The sequence below is a fragment of the Nonlabens sp. genome (assembly GCF_051251825.1).
Classification (GTDB): domain Bacteria; phylum Bacteroidota; class Bacteroidia; order Flavobacteriales; family Flavobacteriaceae; genus Nonlabens.
In genome coordinates, this window is the sequence record NZ_JBPOGG010000006.1 from 149,687 (window position 1) to 175,870 (window position 26,184).

The window sequence follows — 26,184 nt, forward strand, 5'->3', positions numbered from 1 at the left end:
TAATTATAGGTCACGTTTTTTAAGAACTAAATAGGACCAATAGATGAACAAAAAGCTCCATACCAAACATACTACAACGTTAATCCAGCTCACACCATAGTCCTTAACATAAGCACCTTGAGTCAATTGTTCAATTCCACCTTGAACTAGAGATATTTTAGTAAAAGGTTCTTTGATTAATAGTGCTGCAGATTCTAATGGAAGAATATGCTGTAGTACCGACCATATTTTTAAATCATACCTCATGTCCAAACCTGTACTAGCTATCCATAAAATTTGTTCAAATATCCACCAGACTCCTAATAAACCTAAAGCAAACGCACTGCGCTTCACTAACACACCAGAGAATAGACAAAAGCAAAAGAACATTAAATGGCTTAAGAAAAAGGCAAATATGTACTCCATTTTAGAAAAAATAATGCCCATTTCTAAATAGTCAGAATATATGAGACCGAGAACCATTGAAGCGATAAACACAATTAAAGTTGTCAAAATTGCTAGGGTAGTAGCTAGATAGAATTTAGATAGGATTAACTCCTTTTTACTCAATCCATCTATCAGGTTTTGTTTAAGAGTCCTATTGCTGTATTCACTTGCTGTAAGTGATACCAACACTATAGCTATAAAAATCTTTAAAAAACTGATAACATAAGTGCTCAAGTGCCACACGTATGGAAAATTAAATATTCCTAAGTCGCTCAAACTACCTTTAAAATCATTAAAACTTACCTCTTTCATTCCCACAAACATGGAAAGGAAAACTATGATTAGATAAATAATAGTAAGAACCTTAGAACTCTTACTGTATTTAAATTTGTGAAATTCTATATCAAGTAATCTTTTCATGGCTAGTTGTTGTTAGTAAGGTTGATAAATTGATCTTCTAGGCTTTGCTTTTTAAGGAAAAGCTTGTTCAATGAGATGTTATTTTTAAATGCATCTTCATTAATTTTCCCTAAATCTACCGGCTGGTTTAAAACCACTTTAAAACCTTCAAACTCTTCATTTACAGACACCGCATAAGGTTGACCTTTTAAGAATTCAAAAAGACCGTCACGATTTGTTGCATCTAGATGTACCACGCCATGATTATGATTCATCTCATCTACAGGACCACAATACAGCGTTTTTCCTTGTCTCAAAACAATCACATGAGTACATACTTTTTCTACCTCATCTAGTAAGTGAGAAGCAAGTAGAATGGTAGTTCCAGACTTTGCAATATGTTTTATGATATCTCTAATTTTACGTATTCCTTGAGGATCCAGACCATTAGTAGGTTCATCTAGAATGAGTATTTCAGGATCATTTAAAAGAGCACTAGCTATTGCGAGGCGCTGTTTCATTCCTAGTGAAAATGTGTTGAACGGGCTATGCTTTCGCGAAAGCAAGTCCACAACAGCCAACTTTTCTTCAATCTTATCCTTTGAGATATTTTTAATCTTACAGACCAGTTCCAAATTCTGGACAGCGCTCATGCTAGGATAAAAATTAGGATGCTCGATAATAGCTCCTATCTGTTTTAATGCGTCGTGATTTGAAGTAGCACCATCAAACCATTGATAAGAACCCGATGTAGGATTCACCACATTAAGAACCATTCCTAGTGTCGTGGATTTACCACTACCGTTAGGCCCTAGAATACCATAAACATGGCCTTTTTCTATTTTAAAACTCACATTATCTACAGCTTTAAGACCACTATAGTGTTTGGAGAGGTGTTTTATTTCTAGAATTGTTTTCACAAGCGATATATTTTGGTTATAATGTAAGACTATTAAATAATAAAATTGTTACCAGAATAGGGCACAAATCCATGATAGAAGAAAAATTACTTTCCCGTAAAAAACCTACTTATCCTGTAAGTCAGTCGCTTAACGCGTATTTAAAAAGATATAATCGACAGACTAATATAGAAGTGTCTTATGATGATCTCTTGCGTTTTCAAGGCTGTATAACGGTTTATGATAAAAATGAGGAAGATTCATTATGGGTGCGCTGTTATTATTCAGATTCTGAGCGCGACGTTATAGATGCCGCACTTAAAAAAGTCTATGATATTCTACACAGTGATGGAAGTGATGAAACTCTCGATTATTTAAGTGTAGATGCGGTAGATTACTGCACCTTTGGGAACACAAAACCATTCCGTATTAAGATTAGAAACATCTTAAATGATGGTTTTACATATTTCTACGTTAAAAAAGCCGATGCCTCTCGAGTCTATGGACTGGAGCTAGAACACTTACTTTCACCGCACCGTATCAATTTCCTCGTTTATGGAAACTCGCTTATTGAAGAACATATCGCTGGTATCCCTGGAGATGAGTTTATTGCTGATTATTTAAAAGATTGTACAGAATCTGAGCGCACACAAATTGCCAAAGAATTTGTGAAATTTAACGAGCGTTGTTTTATAAGATTGTTAGGTGATATGCGTGCTTATAACTATGTGGTGATACCTACGCACGATTTTGATCGTGTGAGTTATGCGATACGCGCCATCGACTTTGACCAGCAATGTTATGAAGGAAGATTGAAAGTCTATCGGCCTCAGTTTTTTAAGGAAAACTTGCCCATGGTAAATAATGTGACCGATCGCTTGAAGGATCAAAGTATCGTTCAGTATAAAAAAGAGGAACGTGCCTTAATCTCAAAACGACTTATTAACACACAAAGCCGTTATCGCAGTCTTATGAAATGTATGCGAGCAGATAAAGTAAGCACACCCGAAAAAACAAAACAACTAGGTGGCGAATTACATGAATTTACCAAAGACGTGAAGTTTAAAAGATCTCGTAACATGGGATCAGTACTAGCAAACGTGCTGGATTTTGTAAAACGTAATTATGAGCATGTCCATAAAGACTAAGGAGTCATAATTATTTAACAATTTCAATTTTCATGTTTTTGTGAATGATAGGATACAAGTCATTCACGTCAGTATTAGTAAGAGAAATACAACCCCAAGTCCAGTTCACTTTTTGAGCGATTAAATTATCGCTTCCTTGTGGCACACCGTGAATTCCCACTTCGCCACCTATGGTTGCACTTTGTGGGATGCTACCATCGGCTTTGGCAGCATTATGTTTTTTCCAGGAATCTTCAGTAGGGTAGTCGATCCATATAAATTTAGACCATTTTCTATGTGGATAATAATCTCGCACGCCAAAAACACCTTCGGGCGTAGATCGATCGCCTTCCATGAGTTTATCATCTACTGGATTAGTTCCTAGAACTACCGGATATACTTTTACAATATCATTCCCTGCAAGAACCGATAAAGTATAATCGCTTTTATCAATAAGAATATGAAGGTCTTCTTTTTTAAGTTGCTGCGCTGCAACTAGTTCAATTAATGGCTTTTGATTTTCATCAATCGCTACGCTGTTGTTGCTTGGTTTACAGCTGGTAAGTATGAATAATAATAGGAGTGATGTGAAAATTTTTAATTGAGTTCTATTCATCCCTATTTATTGAAATAGAACATATCTAGGTGGCACGATTCCGTTAAGTCTCATGTACACCAGCATTTGTCCTCTATGATGAGTGATGTGATCTGATAGCAGCATGAAAATTTGGCGTTTAGATCGTTTTAAACCAAAATAATCCAACTCATCATTAAGTTCATTAACATTAAAGTTTTTAATGAGCAATATAGCTTTATCAAATGTTGAATTAATTAATGCGATCATTTCTTCTTTAGATTTGTCGGCTACTTTAAAAACGGTATCTGTACTCCATTCTCGCGGTGCTCGATCACCTAGAAGTGACTCGCTATGCCAGTCCATGGCATAACCTATGTGTAGCAGATTTTGAGCAAAACTCAAAGATTCTGGAGATGCTTTAAAATCATAGTTATCCTCTGGCATCTTCTCAGCCACGAGAATTAGATATTTGCGTGAGTTTTCTAATCGCTCTAGATAATCTTCCACAAAAGCTTCATCTTGTGCAAATAGTGGCGATGTTATAGAACTGTATATAAGTAAGATTGATAGTAGGAGTAGTTGTTTCATTATTTCTTTCAATATTTAAATAGATGTCACGAGAGTAATTAATTCAGTTTTTTGAGGTAATGGATGATCTCAGTTGAACTCTTGAAGAGCTTGGATTCTATTTGGTCACTTAAAAATCCCAGGTTGTTAAAGTCACAGTTTTGGATCAGTATAGTTTCTAGAATTGCATATTGTGGCATTTGTTTTCTATTTGTGTTCCATTGAGTCGATTTCATGAGTTCCCAGTATTTCTTTTGAATAGGTTTAGTATTTCCTAAAAGCCATAACTCAAATCTCATATCTAAATGATTTAAAACAAGTCCAAATTTCAACTTATTACTTTTTAAAAAATCGTTTGAATAATAAAAATACGTGTAATCCATATAACCGTTAAGGATTCCACCAAAAGAATACTCATCAGAATGATTTTTAATAAACTCAGTTCTTAGTTCCATAACAAACTTTACTAAACCGTTATAAGCTATGAGTACATCACCTTGCTGTAATTGCTTTTTATAGATTGATACATAAGAATTCAAATCCTTCATTACGGTACTTTAAAATGTTATGGATTTTAGTTTTTTAAAAATACTAAAATAAAAATAGGCTCTAAAATCAAACCATTGAATCTATGAGCCTAGAATGATAATGTTTCTTCTTAACGAAGAAAAGTGTTGATTTTTATCTTAGTTCTTAGCTACCTGATGGCTTATTCGCTATATATTTTAATCAATTTTTTGAATTCAGTGTCATTAGAATATGTGCATCCCATACAATTTGAAATCGTTGTGTTTCTTGTTTTCAATCCCTTAATTATTTGACTTTGCGTTTCATTTATTTCTCCAAGTTGCATAAGTCCAATTGCTCCCAAAGTTTGAAGTTCTGGTGAAAATGCGGTTAACCAATCATGTAAATTACTAATGTCTTTTCGCTTAACATATTTCATCATTTTTGAAGATTCTTCTGAAATATAATTTCCACTATAACCGCAGCCAAAACCAACTACATATTCCGCTAATATTTGAGTTTTTAAATCCTTTTCAGTCAGTTCAGAGTTATATAGTGAATTATGTATTTTGATGTATGCTTTAATCTTATTTTCCGCAGGTTTAATTTCTTCTGTGTGTTTTATCTTTTTGTTATTAGAGTCAAATTTCGAAATCCAACCAAACATTAGTTTTCCGTTTTTACTAATGAAATTTATTTTAATATAATCATCTATAGTAATTCGATTTTGTTGATATCCGCTATCTACTGGTCTTTTGAATTCATAGTATACTAGAAGCGCATTCATATCCTTCATATATTTTGACGTTATCAGACTGTCAAATTCTTGAACTGTTTCGTAGGTAGATATTTTTTGCTTTAACTCCTCAAATTTGAGCTGAGCATTTGCAGCATTGATTATAATTATAAATAAAAAGGTTAATGTTATTCTCATAAGTTTTTAAATCTCGCAGGTAGCGGTTTTGTATATGGCTCGTAGCGTGTTTGAGTACTAAATTTAGCAAATAAATAATAGATAGAAAGTCTGCGAAAACAAGCAATTACTTATAGCCATTTTTGAGCGTTCGTTTTTTCTTTTTTAATTATTTCGTCAATAAAATCATTTACATTTAATTCTTTCAATTCTGCGTATACTCTTTTATTCTGATTTGCTCTTTTAGCTAATTCATATTTCATTTCCTGATATTTTATTCTAGCCAGATCATTTTTTCTTAAAAAATTCCGCATCAGAATGTGTCTTTCTAAAGGTTCGCTACCCTTTATGCAAACGTACAAGTGGTGAGGAATTGAATCTAAAATTCCATTCGGTGAATTTCCGTTTCGTTTAAAAACTTCTCGTTTTTCAATTCCTTGATTTCCGTTATGATAATATCCGAGTTCAATTAATTCAGATTTGATTTTTTCAAATTGTGAATTATTATCATAAATAATATCAATGTCAATAATTGGTTTGGAATCCAAATATGGGACAGAAGTGCTTCCAATGTGTTCAATACTATATTCAAGTCCTTTTAATCCATTTCCAATTTCGCGTTTTAAATCCGCAAAATTTTTAGTCCAATTTGATTTATATTTTTCGATTAACATTCTGTTTTTCTCAAATTAACCACAAAGGTCTTGTATATCGCTCGTAGCGTGCAAATTAGCGATTGTTTTTCAGTCAAGCACGAGCCGAATTTTTTAATTTACTTCTTTTAAAACATAAATTAAATAAGAATCTAGAATCAATAATCGAATCCTAAAGTCTTAGATTCATCGAAATTAGTTAATTGTATCTTTAACGTAAATCCTCTTCTCAAAATATGTCCTTGCTGTAATACTATCACTGCTGAAATCTTTAAAAGGACCGATAGCGTACTCTTCCATGTAACCTCTCAATAATTTATTTCCAGGATTCTTGAAGTAACAACCAAAAGTTGTAACGTATTTATATCTATCAGTTTTTACGTTGGGGAACCATTTTTGATTTATAGTGTCAGTTTCTAAATTTTTAAATTCCATTTTTCTGATTATACTATCATTTGGAAAGTATATATTGAATTCCTCACTTTCTGTATGAAGAAAAAGTCTAGTCTGTGAATTATAATTGCTTAGTCGAGGCGAATTACAAACCGCAATTGCTCGAAAAGGTTCATTCAAATAAATTGTGTCTTTGTTGAATTGAAAATGGTTATAATCTGTTTCTCTTGTCCCTAGAGTGTCATTAACATACTCTTTTTGATCAAAAATTGAATCTTGAATCCTATATTCAATAGTGTCACCTTTTTTATTAAGAAACCAAGCTCTGTTTAGCCTTGAATGTCCTTCTAAATAAAACCATTCTCTTATCTCTCTTAATTGTCCACTATTTGAATATAAGTTCCAAATTCCGTGAGGCCTTCCGTTCTTATGAATTTTACCTTTTTTAAATAATTCTCTATTTCTATAAAAGTAGTACAGGCTGTCATAATCTTTATGAATAATTCTTTTTTTGAAAATTAGATTATCGTTATCAGCATAAAATTCAAATTGGTCACTATTTACTTTTTCCGGAGAAAGCTCTTTACATGAACTTATGATGAAAAAAATGGAGAATAGAAAAGCAATTTTTTGGTTCATTATTATTGTCTTTTTTAGACATAGGCAAATTAACTATTAATTACTGATTTTCCCTACAGGACTTTACTTTATAGCCTCACACAAAAAAAAATCCCCTTCAAGCAAAGCTTGAAGGGGATTTTTTCTTCGAAATTTCAAATCGTTATCGAGGAAACAATGGAATGCAGGTAGCCAATTCTGGGTGCTGCAATAACATGGGTTTCATCCATATTTTCAATTCTTCAATTTCAAAGGGTAATAAACGTTCTACAGCCTTTTGTAATTCTTTACAAAATAGGGTAGGATCAAAACTAACTTTCTCTAGCACAGTTTTAGTGTACTCAAACATAGCTCTAGCCATAATAATTCAGGGATTAGTTAAAAGTAGAATAGCGTCAGAGGCAAACAGGTTTTAATTACTCCACTAAGTTAGGAGATTCATTTCATTTATAACGTAACATTTGTTAATGGATTGTGTTAATCAAAAGTTATATGAATCTATCTTTTTATTAAACAAATGAAAATCAAAAAGTTAGCAATTTGAAATTGTTAAGAACTTACCAGCCATACAGAAAGAACGCACAAGAGCGCAAATGCAAATGTAGATAGCGCTACTTTTTTTAACTCTGGATCGAGTAGGGCTGGTTCTTTGCGCAGTTCCACTATTTTAAGATGAATGAATAAAGGAATAAAGGCCAGGATAGGTAAGAAGTAAAAGATAGATGGATCACCAAAGTCCACATTTAAATACTGAGCATACCATTTGATAATGAAGAATAAAGAAGCTGCTACAAAAGCTAGTGTGACCAGTGTATAATGGAACAACTTGGCTTCAGGCAATCCCATTTTTACTACAATGGTATTTTTCCCTGCTTTTTTATCACTTTCAATATCACGCATGTTATTAAGATTCAACACGGCTACGCTTAATAAACCTATCGTGAATGAAGGCAAAACCATGGTCCAGTCCAGCGTTTTTGTAATCAAGTAAAAGATTCCCATCACACTCACTGGTCCAAAGAATACAAAAACAAACACATCGCCTAGTCCGCGATAACCATAAGCATTATCACCTACGGTGTATTTAATCGCTGCCCATATCGCTGCAATTCCCAGTACGAGAAAGAAGAGCGAAATCAACAAGCGTTCTAGGCCTAGACTTACATAGATTAAGGCCACAGCACTAATCAACGTGAGAACCGCAGTAATGATCATAGCACGTTTCATCTCCTTTGGTTTGATGATACCGCTTTGCAACGCACGCATAGGACCTACTCGGTCTTCATTATCAGTACCTTTAACGCCATCGCCATAATCGTTGGCAAAATTAGAGAGTATTTGGAATCCTAGAGTAGTGATGAGTGCGAGAATAGGTATCCAAATATTGAAAGGAAACAACTCTTCCGATGTTAGACTTAATGTTTTTATTGAATGTTCAAGAAAATCTCTCGTCGATAGAACATAACTATAGCCATAGGCACTTCCCACAAGAATCCCACTAATACTCAACGGTAAAGTTCTTAATCTTGCGGCACTGATCCAGGCTTTAAATTTGTTACTCATTAGGGATACATGATATTAACGGTAAGTTCTTGAAGCAAATCGTGTTGTTGCGCTTTGTTAGTTCCTACACCTTTAGACTTCATGTCTATATCACGTATCACTTTAATCGCATGACTGCAGTGTTTCATAGGATAATGCTTGGCCGCAGTAAAATATTCCTGGACAAAAAATGGACTCACACCTATTTGCCGGGCTACATTCTGTGGATTACGATCTGTCATGGCATGAAGTTTCAATAATTGAATAAAGAAACTATGCAGTTGACCTACCGTCACCACTAGCGGATTATCCTTAGGATTCTCTGCAAAATAATTGATAATACGGTTCACTTTCACCGCATCTTTTGCACCTAGCGCTTTGCGCAATTCAAAGTTGTTGTAATCTTTTGAGATCCCTATGTTTTCCTCAATGAGTTGAGGCGTGATCATCGTTCCTGCAGGAACTATAATCATCAGTTTATCGAGTTCGTTTTTAATTTTGGCAATCTCAGTTCCTAGAAATTCTATGAGCATTTGGCCAGCCTTAGGCTCAATATTATAGCCGCGACCTTTTAAATGTCCATTAATCCATGGCAGGACTTTATTCTCATACAGCGGTTTACTTTCAAAGAAAACGGCATTTTTTGCCATTTCCTTAAAAACTTTTTTACGCTTATCGGGAGATTTGTATTTATAATTAAAAACCAAAATCGTAGTAGGTTGTGGTTGCTTTGCATAAGACTCAAACTTATCCCAGTGGCGCGCTAGATCTTGTGCCTCTTTTACTATAATGACTTGGTACTCTGCCATCATAGGGAAACGCTTAGCATTTTCAACCAGCTCGCCCATGTCTATATCGCGACCGTAGAGCACCATCTGGTTAAAACCTTTCTCGCCTTCATCCAGCACATGATCAGCAATGTAATCACTTATCTCATCTATGAAATAAGGCTCATTGCCATATAAAAAGTAGATAGGAGCAAGTTTCCTATTCTTAATATCTTCTATAATCTTTCTGGTATCACTCATAGAGAGCCGTGGTGGTTTTTGTAATATTGCGGTATGACGCCATTACGACTACCGGCCGGAAAATTCAGGGTTAAAAGTACTGAAAAAGGTCGGTTGATTTTTGACCCGATACGTAAAAAATTTGTCCATCTCACTCCAGAGGAATGGGTAAGGCAACATGTGGTGTTTTGGCTGCTTTCGCGAAAGCGTATCCCACACAGTCTCATCAACGTTGAAAAACAGCTCGTTATCGCAGGAACTAAGAAGCGGTATGACATCATCATTTTTAACACAGATGGTACTATTTATGGACTTATAGAATGTAAAGCACCGCAAATAAAAGTCGATCAGACCGTTTTTGACCAAATCGCGCGTTATAATCTTGCTCTAGAATCTCAGTATTTAATGGTTACTAATGGATTGGAACATTACTTTTGCACCATGGATTATGAGCAGCAACGCTATCAATTCATAGAAGATTTACCAGAATGGGCATGAAAATAGGCATCGTTATATTGAACTGGAATGGGCTGGCGTTATTGAAACGTTATTTGCCTAGCGTGGTACAGCATAGCGGTAACCATACTATTTACGTGGCAGATAATGCTTCAACAGATCAGTCCATCGCCTGGACGCGCGAGCATTTCCCAACCGTGCGCATCATCACCATGAGTGAAAACAGAGGTTATGCCGGTGGTTATAACGTCGCCATTCCAGAAGTAGAAGAGGAAATTCTATGCTTATTGAACAATGATATAGAAGTAACAGCAAACTGGTTACAACCACTAGTTACACTGTTTGAAAATCATCCAGATGTTGCAGCGGCACAACCACTTTTAATAGATGATAAAAAGCGCACACACTTTGAATATGCAGGAGCTGCTGGTGGCTATCTCGATGAGCTGGCTTATCCTTACTGTCGTGGTCGTGTCTTTAATAATATAGAAGCAAACACTAGTCAGTTTAAAAATGTTACAGATCTAGATTGGGCGAGTGGAGCAGCATTTTTTGTGAGGAAAAATGCATTTCTAGAAGTAGGAGCTTTTGATGAGAGTTATTTTGCGCATCAAGAAGAAATAGATGTATGCTGGAGATTACGTCACGCAGGATTTAATATCGCTATTGCTACAGACGCTGTTGTATATCATTTAGGTGGTGGAACGCTAGAAACTTTAAATCCTAGAAAGACTTTTTATAATTTTAGAAATAGTCTTTTCAACATTGTGAAAAATAATCATAGAACCACGTGGTTGTTGACCTTGTGGATACGCATGGTACTCGATGGAGTAGCGGCTATGCAATTTCTTCTCACAGGAAAAGCAGCTCACTTTATGGCTGTGTTGAAAGCTCACGGATCTTTTTATGTGCAACTTCCTACGGTATTGAAAAAACGTCAAGAAGTCAAGCAGTTTGCTACCGTTAGTTTATCTAAATCTAGAATCTACTCGATTGTTTATCAGTATTTTGTTAAAAAACGTCAGTATTTTCAAGAGTTAAAATAATAATTGATAAATATCTGTTAAGTATTAACAATAGGGTTGTCAATTTCTTATTTTTGATTGTGATAAAATGTAATTTGAATTACAAGTTTTGTAAAAAGAAGCATTTTGTGATATTAAAATTAAACTAGTCTAAACTAAACAAACAATGAAAAAAATAATCTTAATAATGTTATGCGCAGGAACATTGTTTTCTTGTGCTTCAAAAAAAGATCTAGAAGCAGCACTTGCTAAACAACAATCTACTCAAGAATTGTTAGACACTGCAACAGTCAAGTTAAACGCATGTTTATCTGACGAGAAAGCTGCTCAAGCAAAACTAAGTGCTTTAATGAGCGAAATCCAAAATTTAAGAGAGAACAATGCTTCTTTACTTAACAATGTAGGAGATCTAGCAACGCTTTCTAAAAAAGATGCAGAGATTCTAGAGACTTCGCTAGAACGCATTAGAGAAAAGGATCTTCAAATCCGTTCACTTAATGATGCATTAACTAAAAAAGACAGTGTAACTATTGCTTTAGTGACTTCAATTAAAAGTTCACTAGGAAACGTAAACGATGAAGATATTAATGTGAACGTAGAAAAAGGAGTGGTGTTTATTTCCATAAGCGATAAATTATTATTTGCCAGTGGTAGTGAACAAATCAACAGCAGTGCATTTCCTATTTTAGGAAAAGTGGGAACTATTCTTAAGGATAAAGCAAACATGGAAGTGATGATTGAAGGTCACACAGACAGTCAGCCTATCGCTTCTGGTAAGTTCAAAGATAACTGGGATTTAAGTACTGCTCGTGCAGCATCAATCACTCGTTATTTACAAGAGAATCAAAACATCAATCCAGCTAGAATGACAGCAGCTGGACGTTCTTACTACGTGCCTATCGCCAGCAACGACACTGCTGAAGGTAGGGCAAAGAATCGTAGAACTAGAATTATCATTCTTCCTAAACTCGACCAATTCTTTGACATGATTGAGTCAGGAATGGAACAAGCAAAAATAGACGCTAAGAAGAAAGAGTAATTTTCAATAGCTTTTTAATACTAAACGCCTCAAGTAATTGAGGCGTTTTTTTATGTCTCATTTTAAACCTGTCATGCTGAACCTGCCTGCCGGCAGGCAGGCTTAATTCAGCATCTGTTAGTGATGGAAAAGCTTGTCGGTTCAGTTTCCGTTCCCCATCCCTAAAGGGTGCGGAAACTGCAGGAGTGCATTTCAACAAATTCCCTTCACAATTGAAAGGCAGAAACCTTACCCTTTAGGGTTAGGGAATAGGTTTCGTTTTATTGTGCCAAACCCTTTTGGTGGCTCGCTTAGTTGCACTAAGCTCGTCGTCCACCTGTTTTCCCTTCACAAAGGGAAATGTTTTTGAATTTGATTATAAAATTGTCATGCTAAACCTGCCTGCCTGCCAGCCTGCCGGCAGGCAGACTTGATTCAGCATCTGCTGGTGATGAAGACGCATGTAAATTACCTCTCATATCCACAAAGTCAGATTACTTCGTCGTTGTACTCCTCGTAATGACGTTTCTCATCGTCATTGCAAGCGCAGCGTGGCAATCTGCTGTTGAGGAGACGCATCTAAATCACCTCTCATATCCATAAACTCAGAATATTTCCTCATCGCTATCAGCTCAAAGTAGCTTAGTTAGATAAGTAATATTAAAAGGATTGTGAATAAGAAATATTGTGGAAGGAATGAAAAGCACTTTGGATTCCGTTTTTTAGCTAACAGCTAACAGCTAACAGCTAACAGCTAACAGCTAACAGCTAACAGCTAACAGCTAACAGCTAACAGCTAACAGCTACTTACACCACTTGGAATATTGCGGCACCATAGAGTGCAAACCTTACAAAGCGTAACAGCCCAATAATAAGCCACCACTTAAAATCGTACTTAAGCATTCCAGCGACTAGACTAGAAATAGAAAAGGGTAGTGGTAATAAAGCACCTACGGCGATAAGAATGCCGCCCCATTTTCTTGCCATCACTAATTGTTTTGCCATTCTTACTTCTAGATAGTAATGGATACTAGGAATCTTAAGAGCTCGACGGCCTATGAAATAAGCAGTCATTCCGCCTAGATAAGAAAGTAATGCAATGAGAAACAAGTTAAATACAGGCGTAGCGGTTTTACCAGCCCAAGCAATAAACAACTCTGGCGGAATCAAACCTAGAACAGTTTCAGATACGTAGAAAAAAGCCAAAACACCATAATCAGGTAATTTCTCAACAGCCATTTCTAGTAAAGTAGGAATGTCCATATAGAAAAAATGAATTGCAGCAAGAATTCCTACCACAACGAGAACTGGTGGCATGGACTTTTTAATGCTCTCAACTACAAAGGAATAGAACCCAGTTAGTTTATAGTAACGGTGTGCTCTATTGAATTGAAATTTGCTTTTATGTCTATTTGAAGTATCTGGCACTGGGACGTTGATAAGACTACAAAAATAATCTTTTCTTGTCATGATATCTGTTAATAATATGGCAAGAAAAATATATTAGTTAAAGCTAGGAAAATGCGCTTATAAAAGTATTTAAAAGCCCTATTTTTGCAAACCTTAAAAATTAAAGACGACCCTTGAAGACAATAAATCCTGAAAATAAAGTTAAGTCACTCTACGAATATCAAAAACGTGATCTGGCTGAAATTTTTGACCGTATTAACAATGAGGATGATGATTACAACCTGTTGTATCAACTACCTACTGGTGGTGGTAAAACAGTAATCTTTTCTGAAATTGTAAGAAAGTATATTAAGGAGAAGCAAAAGAAAGTTGTTATTCTCACGCACCGTATTGAATTATGTAAGCAAACCTCAAAAATGCTTCACGGTTTTGATGTGAATAATAAAGTAATTAATTCTAAGGTTAAAGAGCTCAACGATCAGAATGAGTACCAGTGTTTTGTAGCCATGGTGGAAACACTTAATAACAGGTTACAAGAAGATAAGCTTGAGTTACAGGATATAGGACTAGTTATTATAGATGAGGCGCATTATAACAGTTTTAGAAAACTCTTCAAGTATTTTGAACACTGCTTTATTCTAGGAGTTACCGCTACGCCGTTGAGTTCAAACTTTAAGTTACCTATGAAGGATAACTATAAAGAACTCATCGTAGGTGATAGTATTACTTCACTGGTAGAACAAGGATTTCTTGCTCAAGCGGTTACACATACGTATGATGTAGGACTGAGTGGTCTTACCATAGGTATGAATGGAGATTATACGGTAAAATCCAGTGAGAAATTATACATCGATACAAACATGCAGGAGAAATTACTGCAATCTTATAATGATGTTTGTAAAGGTAAAAAGACACTTATTTTTAATAACGGTATCCGTACCTCGATAGAAGTAGAGGAGACGTTTAAAAGAGCTGGCTTAGAGATAAGACACCTTGATAATACTAATTCTAAAGAGGAACGTAAAGAAATCCTCAAGTGGTTTAAAAATAAACCCGATGCTATTCTTACTTCTGTGAGTATTCTTACCACAGGTTTTGATGAGCCTAGTGTAGATTGTATCATTTTGAACCGAGCGACTAAGTCACTGACCTTATATTATCAAATGATAGGTCGTGGATCTCGTATTTATAAGAACAAAACCGAGTTTAATATTATTGATTTAGGTAATAACGTGGCTCGTTTTGGATTGTGGAATGAACCAGTGGACTGGCAACAGGTCTTTAGATCACCAGATTTCTATGTAGAGAACATCGTTACTGATGAGGAAATAGAACGCAATTTTGTGTACCGACTTCCAGCACACGTAAAAGCCGAATTCCCTAATACAAAAGAATTCTCATTTGACATTAAAGGTGCTTACAAGCGCATTACTAAAGAAAACCGTAAATCTAAGTATGTACTAGACGAATCTATCGAGCAGCACGTTCAATGGTGTGTGGAGAATAGTGAAGACGTTTTTGACGCACGTATTTTAGCAAAACTACTTAAAGACGATATTAAAGATAGAATACGTCGTTATTCTTATTGTATCATCAATAATACAAACAACTATAAAGACTGGTTAGAAGAAGATTACTACCGCAGACTGCGTATGGCAATTCAACAAGAATTTGCTGGAGTTGAATCAGAATAATCTCGCTTTCGCGAAAGCGAAATAACAACCCATTAAAAAAGCAGCTTTTTCTCAAAAGCTGCTTTTTTAATTTCTTGAAAGGTTCATTTACTTCAAAGTAGGTCTTTCAGTTCCGTTTGCAAGTTCCCATGCTGTTACAAATACCAGCTGAGCTCTTTTTTGATACATTTCATATTCAATTTTATCTGGAGTATCACCAGCTTTATGGTAATCCTCATGTGTCCCGTTGAAATAGAATATTACAGGAACGTCGTTTTTTGCAAAATTGTAATGGTCAGAACGGTAATAGAAACGATTAGGGTCATTTTTACCGTTGTATTTATAATCTAGGTCTAGTTGCATGTATTTATCATTTGCAGCCTCAGACATGTCATGTAAATCCTGACTTAGCATATCGCTACCTATCAAATAAATGTAATCTGACTTTTCCTCTCGTTTAGGATCGATACGACCTATCATATCGATATTAAGATTAGTAATGGTCTTGTCCATAGCATAAACCGGATTCTCAGAATAATACTTACTACCATAAAGACCTATTTCTTCTCCAGTAACGTGCAGGAAAAGGATAGAACGTTTAGGTCCATAACCATCGTCTGCGGCCTTTTTAAATGCTTCGGCGATTTCTATAAGAGCAATCGTACCACTACCATCATCGTCTGCACCATTAAAAACTACACCATCTTTCATACCTATATGATCTAGATGCGCAGAGATTACAAGAACTTCATCAGGTTTTTCAGTTCCTTTGATGAATGCAAGTACATTCTCTGAAGTCACGTCTGGTTTATTAAAATAGGAGCCAGGTACGGTTTGAAAATAAGTGCCATCTAGATTTCCTCCAGGAACATTCATTTCTTGGTATTTAGACTTTAAATATTCAACAGCCTTTTTCTGACCAGGAGAACCTGTGTAGCGTCCTTCCATTTCATCACTCGCATAGAAGTACAGTTGTTCTTTAAGTTCCTCAAGAGTGATGGTATTTGCATATTTCATTGCATCTACATCATTGTATTCGTTTGAGAGAATGGTTTCTTTTTTATCCTTTCCGTTTTCCTCATTTGATTTTTTCTTGCTAGAACAAGAAGTTGTGAGCGCAACAGCACACAACGTGAGGATCATATATTTAATATTCAAGATGTTGAAGTTTAGTAGATTATTGGTTAAGTTTATTTTCGTTTTAAGATCTTGTATTCTTCATAACACTCGCTTATGGCGTCTAGGATTTGAAGATCATTTGCCGTTTCTATAAATGATTTAGAGTACTGGCAATTGCGCAATACTGCATCAATACTCACTTTATCCATTTGTAGTAGATTCATGAGTGTTTCACGATCATATTTACTTTGTAGCAAGTTACGTATTTCGTCTTGTTCCTTGATTTGTCGCAGTTTACGCATAGAACTACCTTTTTTACCAAAGACGTTATACAAGAAGTCTGCAGGATTAAAAATAGAATTTAAGGCAGTAGTAATAGCGCCAGGTTTATCATTTCCGGCTTCATATGCTTTAGGTAAACCGCTTATACTGTAACGTCTATTATTATAAATAGGAGCTTTGCGAGCATCTATTTCTAAAAAACCGGTAAGTGTGTTTGCTTTAATATCAATTTGTTCTAGTGCGATTCCTTTTTCAGTCATTGAAATAGTTACATCACCAAATTTGAGCCAGTCCTCAGTCACTTTTATAGTAATAGTTTCAAATCCAATATAAGAAAAGAACAAAGTGTCATTCACTTTTGCTGGAATTTTAAATGCTCCAGTTTTAGTTGAGATAGTTCCTTTTACTTGGTTCAGGTTGACGATGTTAACGTTACTTAAAATGCTGTCATTTTTTGCATTCAACACTTTCCCAAAAACAGAAGATGATTTTTCTGTAGAAGTAGTGGATGGGTTGTTTTGAGCACCAGCTGTTGCCGTGATCAAAAGAAGTAATGCAATGGTAATTTGTTTTAATACTTTCATTCTGTGGGCTAAAATAATCTAACGTAATGGTTTTTAAACGAGTTTATTAATAAATTAACTATGATAGATAAGCGATTAATTTTTTAAGTGCGATACCTCGGTGGCTTATGGCGCCTTTTTCAACCAAATTCATTTGAGCAAAGGTTTTATCAAATCCATTAGGTTTAAAGATGGGATCGTACCCAAAACCTTCTGTCCCAACTCGTTCTTCTATAATTTCTCCTTCACAAACTCCTTCAAACATAGTCTGACAGTGTTCCATATCTAACGCTATCACAGTAACAAATCTTGCACTGCGATCTCTTTTTCCCTCAAGATTCTTTAAAAGCAAGTCCATATTATCTTCACTGCTTTTTTGTTCGCCAGCATATCTCGCGCTGTAAACTCCTGGCTCATTGTTAAGTGCAAGAACTTCCAATCCTGTATCGTCAGCAAAAACGGGTAAATCATATCGATCTCTTATAAACCTGACTTTCTGTGCCGCATTACCAGAGATTGTAGCTGAGGTTTCAGGAATGTCTTCATGCATACCTATGTCTCCTAGACTTAATAATTTTATATGTGAAGGCATCAAGATTTGAACTTCCTTCAGTTTGTTTAAATTATGAGTAGCAAATATGATTTCCATATTAAAGTGTTTTTGAAATTTCTACGAGTAATTGTGTATCGACTTCGTGTTTGATGTCTGGTCTGTGTAATTCACATTCCGTGCCGAAAAGTTCTTTGATTTTAAGATTCTCTCTTAGGATTAAATCTGCAGTTACGTACTCATCACGTTTTCCAGAAATGTGAATAGATCTAGAGGCTAAATCTCTAAATGTATTTCCGTCTATTTCATTGAATTCATGAGGAATAGAGCCGCTATGCATAATCAAAGCTTTAACTGATTTATTGTAGTGGATTAAGTATCTCATAGTGATAGAAACACCTTGAGAATATCCCATTAAAACTATTCTAGGATCGTTTATTAAGCTTTCATTTTTAAAAACTGCATCTATATAATTAAGGTTATTTAGCATTTCTTGAGCAGTATCTACTCGAGTGAGCCAGCTTGCACCTACATGTTTAAAGTTAGTTCCTTGATAGAATTTTGAAGGTGCTTGTAAGACAATAACAGCATTTTTTGTAGCATCCATTCCTGTAAAGTAGCGCTTGAAATAAGTCGCTAGGTAGCCTAAACCATGAAAGCAAACCCAAATATTCTCTGTGCTATCCTGAATAGGATTTAGAATTTCATAAGAATTAGTATGCTGATAAGAGACTGTTTTTATCATAATATGGAGTCTGTAGCTTATTTTTGGTAAAGATATGGACAAAGAACAGATACTATTGCGTTGCAACCAGATATGTCGCAACACGCTCATGGAGACACTTGAGATCGATTTCATAGACGTAGGAGAAGATTTCCTCACGGCTCGCATGCCGGTAACACCAAGAGTTCATCAACCAGATGGTGTGCTGCACGGTGGCGCAAGCGTTGCGCTCGCAGAGTCTGTAGGAAGTGCTGCAAGTTATATGTTTCTCAACACAGACGAGTTTGCCATACGTGGCATAGAAATCAGTGCAAATCACACTCGATCTAAAAAAGACGGTCACGTCTTTGCAACAGCTCGTTTTCTTCACGAAGGAAGAACGACACAGCTCTGGGAAATTAAAATCACAGACGAGCAAGAACGATTAATTTCCATTTGCAAGCTCACCACTATAGCTCTTAAAAAAGACGTTTAAATCTCTTAAATTTTCACCGCTTGCGCGAAAAGATATTTCCATACCTACAATCGTTGTTAGATAAAAAGTTACCGTTTCTTGCTCTTAAAAAAGCAAATGAAAATGAGGTAAAAATCATCTCCCAAAACAATCAAATTCTACATAAATCGGTACATGACAACCTGTCTTATGGTGTTTTTTCAAAATTTGATAATATTGATAGTCAGGTTTATATAATAAATGAAGAAGAGTTAAACTTTAAGTGGAGTAGTGCAGCTGTAAATTCACTACATACTACAGGAATCATTGCTGAGGATGGTAAAAAAGAGTACCTAGAACTCTTTGAAAAAGCGATGAGCGAGCTCAAAAAATCCAATCTTAAAAAGGTGGTCTTATCAAGAAAGCAAGAATTTCCTAAACGTGATACAGACATTGAAATTTTTGAAAGACTACTCGATACTTATCCAACTGCAAATGGTTATTTTTTCTACCATCCACAAGTTGGAAAATGGATGGGTGCAACTCCTGAGTTGTTATTAAATGTAAAAGGAGATGCAGTTTCCACTATGTCTCTTGCTGGGACAGCGTTAAATGTTGGTAAGGATACTCACATTTGGGGTGATAAAGAACTTGAAGAACAACGACTAGTCACTGATTTTATAAAATCTCAATTTGTAAAAACAGGAATTACTAATATTAAAGAAAGTGCGTTAGAAACCATAGAAGCTGGTCATTTACTTCATCTATGCACTTTACTAGCTGGAACTACTCATTCTGGTAATATCGAGGAATTGATTAACTCATTACATCCTACACCAGCTGTTTGTGGATTGCCACGTGATAAAAGCAAGGAGTTTATTATGGCAAACGAGAATTATGATCGCAGCTATTATACAGGCTATTTAGGAATAGTAAAAGAAGATTCAAGCGACTATTTTGTCAACTTGAGATGTATGCAACTATTTGATAAAAAGGTGATTATATATGTAGGTGGTGGCGTCACAGTTAAGAGTGATGTTCAACTAGAATATCAGGAGACCATGGCAAAACTACAAACCATGTTTAGATTGTTATAAAATACTTCTAAAAGCTGTTTTGAGCAATGCACCTTTCATACGTTGTGGTGCAGTATGACTCGATTTCTCTTGTTGCAAGCTTAATTTTGTAATACTCTTAATCTTTGTAAAGTTTGACTTCACAAATAGACCAGTTTCATAAATACCTATAAAGGTGTAGAAAATTACAAATTTGAATAATTTCATAGGTTGGCTAGTTTAAGAATACTAAAGATGATGAATTTATTTTAATTAGCAAAGCCATTTTTTTTGAAATTACTTTTTCAATTGTTGAACGGATCATATAAACGGCTGAAAAGTGAAAACCACCTTAATTTATATTCATTTTATCCATTCTTATTTGATGAATGGAATAGCCTAAGTTACCTTTGTGGTAATGCTACCAGAAATAATTCACGCTCAACAAGTCATCCTACTTTTTAAGAAAAGAGGAATCAGGCACATAGTCATCTCACCAGGCTCTAGGAACGCGCCACTTACCATAGGATTTACAAACGACTCATTTTTTAAATGTTATAGTATTGTAGATGAGCGATGTGCATCTCATTTCGGGATGGGAATTGCTCAGCAATTGAAGGAACCAGTAGCATTAGTTTGTACTAGCGGTAGTGCATTGTTAAATTATTACCCAGCAGTAACAGAGGCTTTTTATAGTGAAATACCTTTAATAGTACTCAGCGCAGATCGTCCACCACATAAAATTGACATAGGTGATGGACAGACTATAAGACAGCAACAGGTTTATGCAAATCATATTTTATATGATACACAACTAGAGATGATTAATGATTCTAGTAATGCGGAAGCTATCGCAACAAATGAACGCTTAATCAACAAAGCTATCAACATTAGTGTTTCTCAAAATGGTCCAGTACATATTAATGTGCCTTTTGAGGAACCGCTTTATAATACTGTAGTTGAAACTATTGTAGATCCTAAAGTAATGGATTTACTTAAAAATAACTCTAGTAGTATCCCAGATAGTTTTCATAAACAATGGAGTAGTGCACAGCGCAAGCTTGTGATTCTCTCCACACTCAATCCAGGCGTTCTTACTCAAGAACAACTTGATAAATTAACAAGTGATTCTACAGTTCTTGTGATGAGTGAAGTAAGTAGTAATCTAGTTCATGAAAAAGTGATATGGGGAATAGATACCTTAATTGCGCCTATTGAAAAGGATGATGAGGCTATTGCACACTTGCAACCAGATATGGTCGTGACCATAGGCGGCATGATAGTTTCAAAGAAAATAAAACAATACTTGCGCAAATTTGAAACTAAAACCCATTATCACGTAGGGAACCGCAAGGCATACGATACCTTTTTTAAACTTGCTGGACATATTAAAGTTACACCAGCCGCTTGGGTAGAATCTTTAGAACCTTCACAAGCCCATAGCGATTATAGTTCTTACTGGTTGTCATTCTTTAAAGATTACCTCATAAAGAGAAAAGATTATCTTCAAATGATGCCATGGAGCGATTTTAAGGCATTTGAATTGATTTTCAACGATTTACCATCTAGAATAACTTTACAACTAGGAAATAGCAGCACGATTAGATATGCACAGCTATTTCCTATGAATGCTACTCATCAAGTCTTTTCAAATCGTGGAACCAGCGGTATCGATGGTAGCACGAGTACGGCAATAGGCGCAGCGGTAGTATCTCAACAACCTACAGTTTTTATCACGGGTGATTTGAGTTTTTTCTACGATAGCAATGCGTTGTGGAATAACTATATACCAGCACATTTTAAGATAATCGTGATCAATAATAGTGGTGGCGGGATTTTCAGAATCTTACCAGGCGATAAGGATAATGATACGTTTCATACTTATTTTGAAACTACACATGAGCTAGACGCAAGTCATTTATGCAAGATGTTTGACATTAATTATAGTAGAGTTGATGATGAAAACGCTTTCGCGAAAGCGTACAAATCATTCCTAGAAGACAATACTAAACCACAATTATTAGAAATATTTACACCTAGACTAGAAAATGATACCGTTCTTCTAGACTATTTTAAATTTTTAAAATAGAGTTTTATCATATCCTATTAATTCTTACATTTAAAGTCTTAACTATAAAACTATATATCCAATGAGTAAATTTGACGAAAGAGTAGAAAAGTACGTTGCAGCTTACAAAGACAAAGTAGGTGGAAAGCTTGACGAAGAGTTATTGAGAAAAGTAACAAAAGGTCTAGGACCATCAATTTATAATAAGGACGCAGAAACTGTAAGTGCTGAAGCTTCAGAAATGCAACGTGTGGTAGATAACTACCTAAAGAAAAAGTTAGGAATGTCTGGAGACAACCTAATGGCGTCAGTAGAGGCTGTTATGGAAAAGTATGGTAAGAGTGAACGCGCTAAGTATCGCGCTTGTATCTATTACATGCTATGTGTACATCACGGAAAAGAGTCGGTTTATAACTAGGATTCTTTTATATATATTAAAAATCCCAATGCGAGAGCATTGGGGTTTTTTGTTTAGTAAATCACTATAATCTGTGGATGTTCATTTTTAAACTGAGAAATCTAAACTTCTCATATGTAATTTTTCTTTACCTAATCCATTTTTAAATGATAGCTCTCTTTCTGATTTGGTTTGAGAATTACTATTAGCGATTACTTTTAAGATTTCATCTAACGTAGGTTATTTCATAATCTTCATATTTCAACGAACACATGATTCTTATATCTAGTCACCAATTATTTTACTTAAAGCGTATTGAACAGCTTCAAATTCAGTTCTAAAATATTCTAAAGTTTGCTTCTCTCCACGTTCTGTGTAATACCATTGAAAAAGTTCTCCATTTTTTTCAATTCCATAACCTTCATGAATGAAATTACCATTAATACTATAGTTATCGAATGCGTAATTATTGGCTTTCATCCATTTTGCTAATTCCCTTAATGTAAGTAACTCCATGATTAATATTACTTCTCCACAACTTTAACTTCTTCCTCGGTAACCATATCACCACTGTTCCAAGTTTGAATGGTATAGTTCATCACGTCTGCTATTTCTTGATCTTCTAAGCCTAGTGAGAGCATGATGTTGTTATATTCTTGACCGTTAACTTCAATAGGTCCTTTAAGTCCATATTTTAATGCATGTATACTTTCTGTACGTTTCTCTGTCAACCAGTTGGATGGATTGAGTGGAGGAAAAGCGCCTGCAACTCCTTTACCGCTGGTCATGTGACAACTTACACAGTTATCACTGTATATTTCTTTACCACGAGCGACACTAGCCTCTAGCGGACTTTGTTCTATTTCCTTAACAGGTGTTGTGGCTGTTTCTTTTTTGGAATTGCCACAACTAGTAAGAGCAATGGCAAGGAGTACTATGAGAAGATGTTTCATTATTTAATTTTATTCTTTTAAAAATACGATGGAAATTAGAATGTTTTACCACTTGTCATGCTGAATTTATTTCAGCATCTCTTTATTCATAAACTTAAACTTTATGCGAGCTGATTTTCCATAATTTTAATATCGTTATGGCAGACTAAAGTCTGCCGCTATGAATTTGTTTTGTCGCCTGCGGCGTTCTTTTTATTGCGCCGACTGAAGTCGGCTTTCTTTTAAATTTCAACTAATGAAATTCTCACAAACTCATAAACATATCACGACTTTCGCTCGATATTACCATAGATTTTTTAATTCAGCAAACAGCTACCTGCTAATTTTAAAAATCCCTTCACCTTCCACAGCCACGTAAATCATTCCATCTGGTCCTATCTTTACGTTACGCATACGGCCGAGTTTGTCGGCTATTTTTTCTCTTTTAGTTACTCGATTGCCGTCCATGTGCAGCATTTCTAGGTACTGAAACTTTAAGGAACCGACTAAGAAATTACCATTCCAGTCTTTATAAGCGTCATTATTAATAATGGCAAAACCACTCGGTGCAATACTAGGAACCCAATAATAGATAGGTTGTTCCATGCCTTCTTTTTCGGTGATCTCGGTAAACGTCGTACCGCTGTAATTAATACCGTAGCTTATGACAGGCCAGCCGTAGTTATTGCCAGATTCTATAATGTTGATTTCGTCGCCGCCTTGTGGACCGTGCTCATGAGCAATTACTTTTCCAGTTACAGGATGTGTAGTCATTCCCTGCGGATTTCTATTCCCATAGCTGTAGATAGCAGTTTTCGCGCCAGCGGTATCAATAAATGGATTATCACTAGGAATACTACCGTCATCATTAATACGGTAAATTTTTCCACAGTCTCGAGTCACATCTTGCGGATTCACATCTCGATTGCCACGATCACCTATGGAAAAATATAAATGGCCTTCTCGATCCCAAGTAAATCTACTACCGAAATGTTGCCCTTTTTTAGAATTGGGCATTGCTTTATAAAGAACTTCGAGATTTTCTAGTTGATCATTTTTGAGAACAGCTCTTGCAATTGCAGTATTACCACCATCGCCGCCACCCATTTTTGATGCATAAGAGATGTAAATGAAGTTGTTTTCATCAAATTGTGGATGTACCGTAACATCTAGTAATCCTCCTTGACCGCGCACATAAACTTCAGGTACGTTTTTAATTTCTATACTTTCAGTTCCATCAAATCGATATAGTTTGCCTTCTTTCTCAGTATAAATTAAATCACCGTTAGGCAACCAGGTCATTCCCCATGGAATATCGAGATCTTCTACAACAGAGGTAATAGTGTAATCTTTTTGATCGTCTATTAAAGGAATGTTATCGACTTGTGGTGCTTTACTGTTAGTAGATAACTCTGAAGTAACAGTAACTTCAACGAGTTCGTTTTCCTTTACTTGTTCTTTACAAGAGGTTAAAATTAAAACGAGAGTACATAGAAGAAGATAGATTTTCATAACCGTAATATTTCTATAAATGTACTACAGCTAAATTTTATTAAAGTTAAAAGCATAAAAAAATCTCTTTTCAAATTGAAAAGAGATTTTTCAGCTTTTGGTTAGCAATAATTTATGAGATAGGCGAGTAGAAGGCTAATTCAAAATCATCTATATGATAAATCTTATTTAGAGAATTATGCAGTTATGTGTGCGATTCCCCAATCTTCGTTAGAACTTCCTGTTCTAGGTGTGATTCTATTACGTGACAATAGTGGAAAGTCTGAATCTGAGTCTAAAAATCTATTTGTGATACGCATGATGTTTGTTTTTGTGGTTATAAATGTTGGCACTTGGTTTGTATAGATTAAGTAAAATGACTTAATTATCTATATCTTCTTTTACTATTCCAGTTATCACTAAAAGTTCTATCTGGACGGAATCTCTTTACTGTAGGTTCTAATACTGTTGTAGTTGTGTTGCTCGCTTTCATAATAATTGTTTTAAGTGGTTATGCATATATGACGCAGCATTTATTTAATTGTTACACTACTTTGTAAAACATAGTAGTTAAAATTATTCATTATGTTGATAATGAAGTATTTATAATGCTAATTATTTTAGCATTAAATTTTGAGTACGTGGTTTTCAACTATCTTGGACATAGTTTTCAACTGTGTTTTAGTTAGAAATTATATAAATTGCCCCATGATTATAATCATACTATTATTTTGGGGTAGCTGTATATGGCTCTATCATAAGACACGGCCATATAAAAGAAGAAAAGAATTGATCGCCTTCTGGGTAATGGTTTTTATTCCTGGAATAGGAACTATGTATCACTGGAGAAGTCGTTCTACATTTAAAGAACGTATGGATTATAGAAAATCACAGACTTAAATCTGCTCCCATAGTTTTTCACTCGATAAACGATAAGTTCCCACAAAATCCCAATTACACTCAGCAGGCGCGATGACTGATAGAAAGTGAATACCATCTTTTCCTAGATATAAATGATAGGTTTCTCCCACGATAGGTTCAAATGAGAATTTTGCACCATAGACCAGTTGATTATCCTCAAATTTTTTAACCATAGCATCATACTCAGCTTTGAGTTGGTCAAATTGGGACTTGATCTCGTGGTTGACCTTATTGATATTGGTCTGTTTCCACGAGGTAATGTCTGGAGTAGTGATTTTAGGAGCGGCAACACCACTAGAATAGGGAAGAAGTGCGGCATTATAAGTACCTGTTTCTTCGTCGTAAACTACATAATCTGGTTTCTTGTCCTCGCTCATACTGCAAATTTACAAATTGCAATTTTGTTTTGTAGAAGATTAACATGACTTTGTTAAACAAA

General features: G+C 35.2%; 32 protein-coding genes. 10 read left to right on the top strand and 22 right to left on the bottom strand.

The genetic code is table 11. From position 1 onward, the window contains the following. Window positions 1-3: 3 nt before the first annotated feature. Together ACSHWW_RS09465 and ACSHWW_RS09470 are read right to left on the bottom strand one after the other, a co-directional pair. A complete protein-coding gene (locus tag ACSHWW_RS09465; RefSeq protein WP_435682203.1) occupies window positions 4-846 on the bottom strand; it encodes an ABC transporter permease in 843 nt (280 codons plus the stop codon). A gap of 2 nt (window positions 847-848) precedes the next feature. Continuing rightward, window positions 849-1,745, bottom strand: a complete 897-nt coding sequence (locus ACSHWW_RS09470; protein ID WP_435682204.1) for an ABC transporter ATP-binding protein — start codon at window positions 1,743-1,745, stop codon at window positions 849-851. A 71-nt stretch (window positions 1,746-1,816) separates the two neighbouring features. Here ACSHWW_RS09470 and ACSHWW_RS09475 point away from each other — a divergent pair, with 71 nt between their 5' ends. Then, window positions 1,817-2,872 carry a hypothetical protein gene (locus ACSHWW_RS09475; RefSeq protein ID WP_435682205.1) on the top strand — a complete coding sequence of 352 codons (1,056 nt, stop codon included), beginning with the start codon at window positions 1,817-1,819 and terminating at the stop codon, window positions 2,870-2,872. 10 nt (window positions 2,873-2,882) lie between these two features. On the opposite strand, the gene ACSHWW_RS09480 is transcribed toward ACSHWW_RS09475, so the two are convergent. From ACSHWW_RS09480 to holA, 9 genes are all read right to left on the bottom strand, one after another. After that, window positions 2,883-3,467, bottom strand: a complete 585-nt coding sequence (locus ACSHWW_RS09480; RefSeq protein WP_435682206.1) for a L,D-transpeptidase family protein — start codon at window positions 3,465-3,467, stop codon at window positions 2,883-2,885. A 6-nt stretch (window positions 3,468-3,473) separates the two neighbouring features. After that, a complete protein-coding gene (locus tag ACSHWW_RS09485) occupies window positions 3,474-4,016 on the bottom strand; it encodes a DinB family protein (protein WP_435682207.1) in 543 nt (180 codons plus the stop codon). Window positions 4,017-4,054: 38 nt separating this feature from the next. Beyond that, complete coding sequence (locus tag ACSHWW_RS09490; RefSeq protein ID WP_435682208.1) at window positions 4,055-4,543, bottom strand: DUF7000 family protein; 489 nt, start codon at window positions 4,541-4,543, stop codon at window positions 4,055-4,057. Window positions 4,544-4,704: 161 nt separating this feature from the next. Beyond that, window positions 4,705-5,436 (bottom strand): hypothetical protein, encoded by a 732-nt coding sequence (locus tag ACSHWW_RS09495; protein ID WP_435682209.1) that lies wholly within the window; start codon window positions 5,434-5,436, stop codon window positions 4,705-4,707. Window positions 5,437-5,546: 110 nt separating this feature from the next. Next, complete coding sequence (locus ACSHWW_RS09500) at window positions 5,547-6,089, bottom strand: GrpB family protein (RefSeq protein ID WP_435682210.1); 543 nt, start codon at window positions 6,087-6,089, stop codon at window positions 5,547-5,549. A gap of 174 nt (window positions 6,090-6,263) precedes the next feature. Next, window positions 6,264-7,100, bottom strand: a complete 837-nt coding sequence (locus tag ACSHWW_RS09505) for a hypothetical protein (RefSeq protein ID WP_435682211.1) — start codon at window positions 7,098-7,100, stop codon at window positions 6,264-6,266. A 142-nt stretch (window positions 7,101-7,242) separates the two neighbouring features. After that, on the bottom strand, window positions 7,243-7,440 hold the full coding sequence (locus ACSHWW_RS09510; protein ID WP_435682212.1) for a hypothetical protein: 198 nt from the start codon (window positions 7,438-7,440) through the stop codon (window positions 7,243-7,245). Window positions 7,441-7,628: 188 nt separating this feature from the next. Next, a complete protein-coding gene (gene menA / locus ACSHWW_RS09515) occupies window positions 7,629-8,642 on the bottom strand; it encodes a 1,4-dihydroxy-2-naphthoate octaprenyltransferase (RefSeq protein WP_435682213.1) in 1,014 nt (337 codons plus the stop codon). Then, a complete protein-coding gene (holA, locus tag ACSHWW_RS09520) occupies window positions 8,642-9,649 on the bottom strand; it encodes a DNA polymerase III subunit delta (protein ID WP_435682214.1) in 1,008 nt (335 codons plus the stop codon). The genes menA and holA overlap by 1 nt, the downstream gene beginning before the upstream one ends. A gap of 33 nt (window positions 9,650-9,682) precedes the next feature. On the opposite strand from holA, the gene ACSHWW_RS09525 reads away from it, so the two are divergent. The 3 genes from ACSHWW_RS09525 (at window position 9,683) to ACSHWW_RS09535 (ending at window position 12,148) form a co-directional block, all read left to right on the top strand. Beyond that, window positions 9,683-10,126 carry a type I restriction enzyme HsdR N-terminal domain-containing protein gene (locus tag ACSHWW_RS09525; protein ID WP_435682215.1) on the top strand — a complete coding sequence of 148 codons (444 nt, stop codon included), beginning with the start codon at window positions 9,683-9,685 and terminating at the stop codon, window positions 10,124-10,126. Further along, window positions 10,123-11,130, top strand: a complete 1,008-nt coding sequence (locus ACSHWW_RS09530) for a glycosyltransferase family 2 protein (protein ID WP_435682216.1) — start codon at window positions 10,123-10,125, stop codon at window positions 11,128-11,130. The genes ACSHWW_RS09525 and ACSHWW_RS09530 overlap by 4 nt, the downstream gene beginning before the upstream one ends. Window positions 11,131-11,275: 145 nt before the next feature. After that, window positions 11,276-12,148, top strand: a complete 873-nt coding sequence (locus ACSHWW_RS09535) for an OmpA family protein (RefSeq protein ID WP_435682217.1) — start codon at window positions 11,276-11,278, stop codon at window positions 12,146-12,148. A gap of 786 nt (window positions 12,149-12,934) precedes the next feature. Here the strand turns inward: ACSHWW_RS09535 and ACSHWW_RS09540 are convergent. After that, on the bottom strand, window positions 12,935-13,597 hold the full coding sequence (locus ACSHWW_RS09540) for a YqaA family protein (protein WP_435682218.1): 663 nt from the start codon (window positions 13,595-13,597) through the stop codon (window positions 12,935-12,937). 113 nt (window positions 13,598-13,710) lie between these two features. Between ACSHWW_RS09540 and ACSHWW_RS09545 the strand changes: the two genes are divergently transcribed. Further along, window positions 13,711-15,231 (top strand): DEAD/DEAH box helicase, encoded by a 1,521-nt coding sequence (locus ACSHWW_RS09545; RefSeq protein ID WP_435682219.1) that lies wholly within the window; start codon window positions 13,711-13,713, stop codon window positions 15,229-15,231. 87 nt (window positions 15,232-15,318) lie between these two features. On the opposite strand, the gene ACSHWW_RS09550 is transcribed toward ACSHWW_RS09545, so the two are convergent. The 4 genes from ACSHWW_RS09550 to ACSHWW_RS09565 are packed head-to-tail and all read right to left on the bottom strand — an operon-like array spanning window position 15,319 to window position 18,469. Then, a complete protein-coding gene (locus ACSHWW_RS09550) occupies window positions 15,319-16,362 on the bottom strand; it encodes a M28 family metallopeptidase (RefSeq protein WP_435682259.1) in 1,044 nt (347 codons plus the stop codon). A 38-nt stretch (window positions 16,363-16,400) separates the two neighbouring features. Then, the gene (locus tag ACSHWW_RS09555; protein WP_435682220.1) at window positions 16,401-17,195 is read right to left on the bottom strand and encodes a carboxypeptidase-like regulatory domain-containing protein; all 795 of its coding nucleotides are present in this window, start codon (window positions 17,193-17,195) and stop codon (window positions 16,401-16,403) included. A gap of 58 nt (window positions 17,196-17,253) precedes the next feature. Then, a complete protein-coding gene (rdgB, locus tag ACSHWW_RS09560) occupies window positions 17,254-17,823 on the bottom strand; it encodes an RdgB/HAM1 family non-canonical purine NTP pyrophosphatase (protein ID WP_435682221.1) in 570 nt (189 codons plus the stop codon). Between the two features lies 1 nt (window position 17,824). Then, window positions 17,825-18,469: an alpha/beta hydrolase gene (locus ACSHWW_RS09565; RefSeq protein ID WP_435682222.1), complete on the bottom strand. Its 645-nt coding sequence runs from the start codon at window positions 18,467-18,469 to the stop codon at window positions 17,825-17,827. Window positions 18,470-18,503: 34 nt separating this feature from the next. Between ACSHWW_RS09565 and ACSHWW_RS09570 the strand changes: the two genes are divergently transcribed. Then, window positions 18,504-18,923 carry a hotdog fold thioesterase gene (locus ACSHWW_RS09570; RefSeq protein WP_435682223.1) on the top strand — a complete coding sequence of 140 codons (420 nt, stop codon included), beginning with the start codon at window positions 18,504-18,506 and terminating at the stop codon, window positions 18,921-18,923. 20 nt (window positions 18,924-18,943) lie between these two features. Continuing rightward, window positions 18,944-19,978, top strand: coding sequence for a chorismate-binding protein (locus tag ACSHWW_RS09575; protein ID WP_435682224.1), 1,035 nt, complete (start codon window positions 18,944-18,946; stop codon window positions 19,976-19,978). Here the strand turns inward: ACSHWW_RS09575 and ACSHWW_RS09580 are convergent. After that, complete coding sequence (locus tag ACSHWW_RS09580) at window positions 19,973-20,164, bottom strand: hypothetical protein (RefSeq protein ID WP_435682225.1); 192 nt, start codon at window positions 20,162-20,164, stop codon at window positions 19,973-19,975. The two genes, ACSHWW_RS09575 and ACSHWW_RS09580, sit on opposite strands and share 6 nt — an antisense overlap. A 190-nt stretch (window positions 20,165-20,354) precedes the next feature. On the opposite strand from ACSHWW_RS09580, the gene menD reads away from it, so the two are divergent. Both menD and ACSHWW_RS09590 read left to right on the top strand, forming a co-directional pair. After that, window positions 20,355-22,025, top strand: a complete 1,671-nt coding sequence (gene menD, locus ACSHWW_RS09585) for a 2-succinyl-5-enolpyruvyl-6-hydroxy-3-cyclohexene-1-carboxylic-acid synthase (RefSeq protein WP_435682226.1) — start codon at window positions 20,355-20,357, stop codon at window positions 22,023-22,025. A 61-nt stretch (window positions 22,026-22,086) separates the two neighbouring features. Then, a complete protein-coding gene (locus ACSHWW_RS09590; protein ID WP_435682227.1) occupies window positions 22,087-22,422 on the top strand; it encodes a DUF2853 family protein in 336 nt (111 codons plus the stop codon). Window positions 22,423-22,686: 264 nt separating this feature from the next. Here the strand turns inward: ACSHWW_RS09590 and ACSHWW_RS09595 are convergent, their stop codons facing one another. From ACSHWW_RS09595 to ACSHWW_RS09610, 4 genes are all read right to left on the bottom strand, one after another. Beyond that, entirely contained in the window at window positions 22,687-22,917 is a 231-nt protein-coding gene (locus ACSHWW_RS09595; protein ID WP_435682228.1) for a hypothetical protein, read from the bottom strand. Between the two features lie 8 nt (window positions 22,918-22,925). Then, entirely contained in the window at window positions 22,926-23,354 is a 429-nt protein-coding gene (locus ACSHWW_RS09600; RefSeq protein WP_435682229.1) for a c-type cytochrome, read from the bottom strand. Between the two features lie 312 nt (window positions 23,355-23,666). Further along, a complete protein-coding gene (locus tag ACSHWW_RS09605; protein WP_435682230.1) occupies window positions 23,667-24,845 on the bottom strand; it encodes a PQQ-dependent sugar dehydrogenase in 1,179 nt (392 codons plus the stop codon). 176 nt (window positions 24,846-25,021) lie between these two features. Continuing rightward, entirely contained in the window at window positions 25,022-25,177 is a 156-nt protein-coding gene (locus ACSHWW_RS09610) for a hypothetical protein (RefSeq protein ID WP_435682231.1), read from the bottom strand. 355 nt (window positions 25,178-25,532) lie between these two features. On the opposite strand from ACSHWW_RS09610, the gene ACSHWW_RS09615 reads away from it, so the two are divergent. After that, window positions 25,533-25,724, top strand: coding sequence for a hypothetical protein (locus ACSHWW_RS09615; protein WP_435682232.1), 192 nt, complete (start codon window positions 25,533-25,535; stop codon window positions 25,722-25,724). Here ACSHWW_RS09615 and ACSHWW_RS09620 read toward each other — a convergent pair. After that, window positions 25,721-26,122 (bottom strand): DUF2452 domain-containing protein, encoded by a 402-nt coding sequence (locus ACSHWW_RS09620; RefSeq protein ID WP_435682233.1) that lies wholly within the window; start codon window positions 26,120-26,122, stop codon window positions 25,721-25,723. The genes ACSHWW_RS09615 and ACSHWW_RS09620 overlap by 4 nt on opposite strands. Window positions 26,123-26,184: the final 62 nt, after the last annotated feature.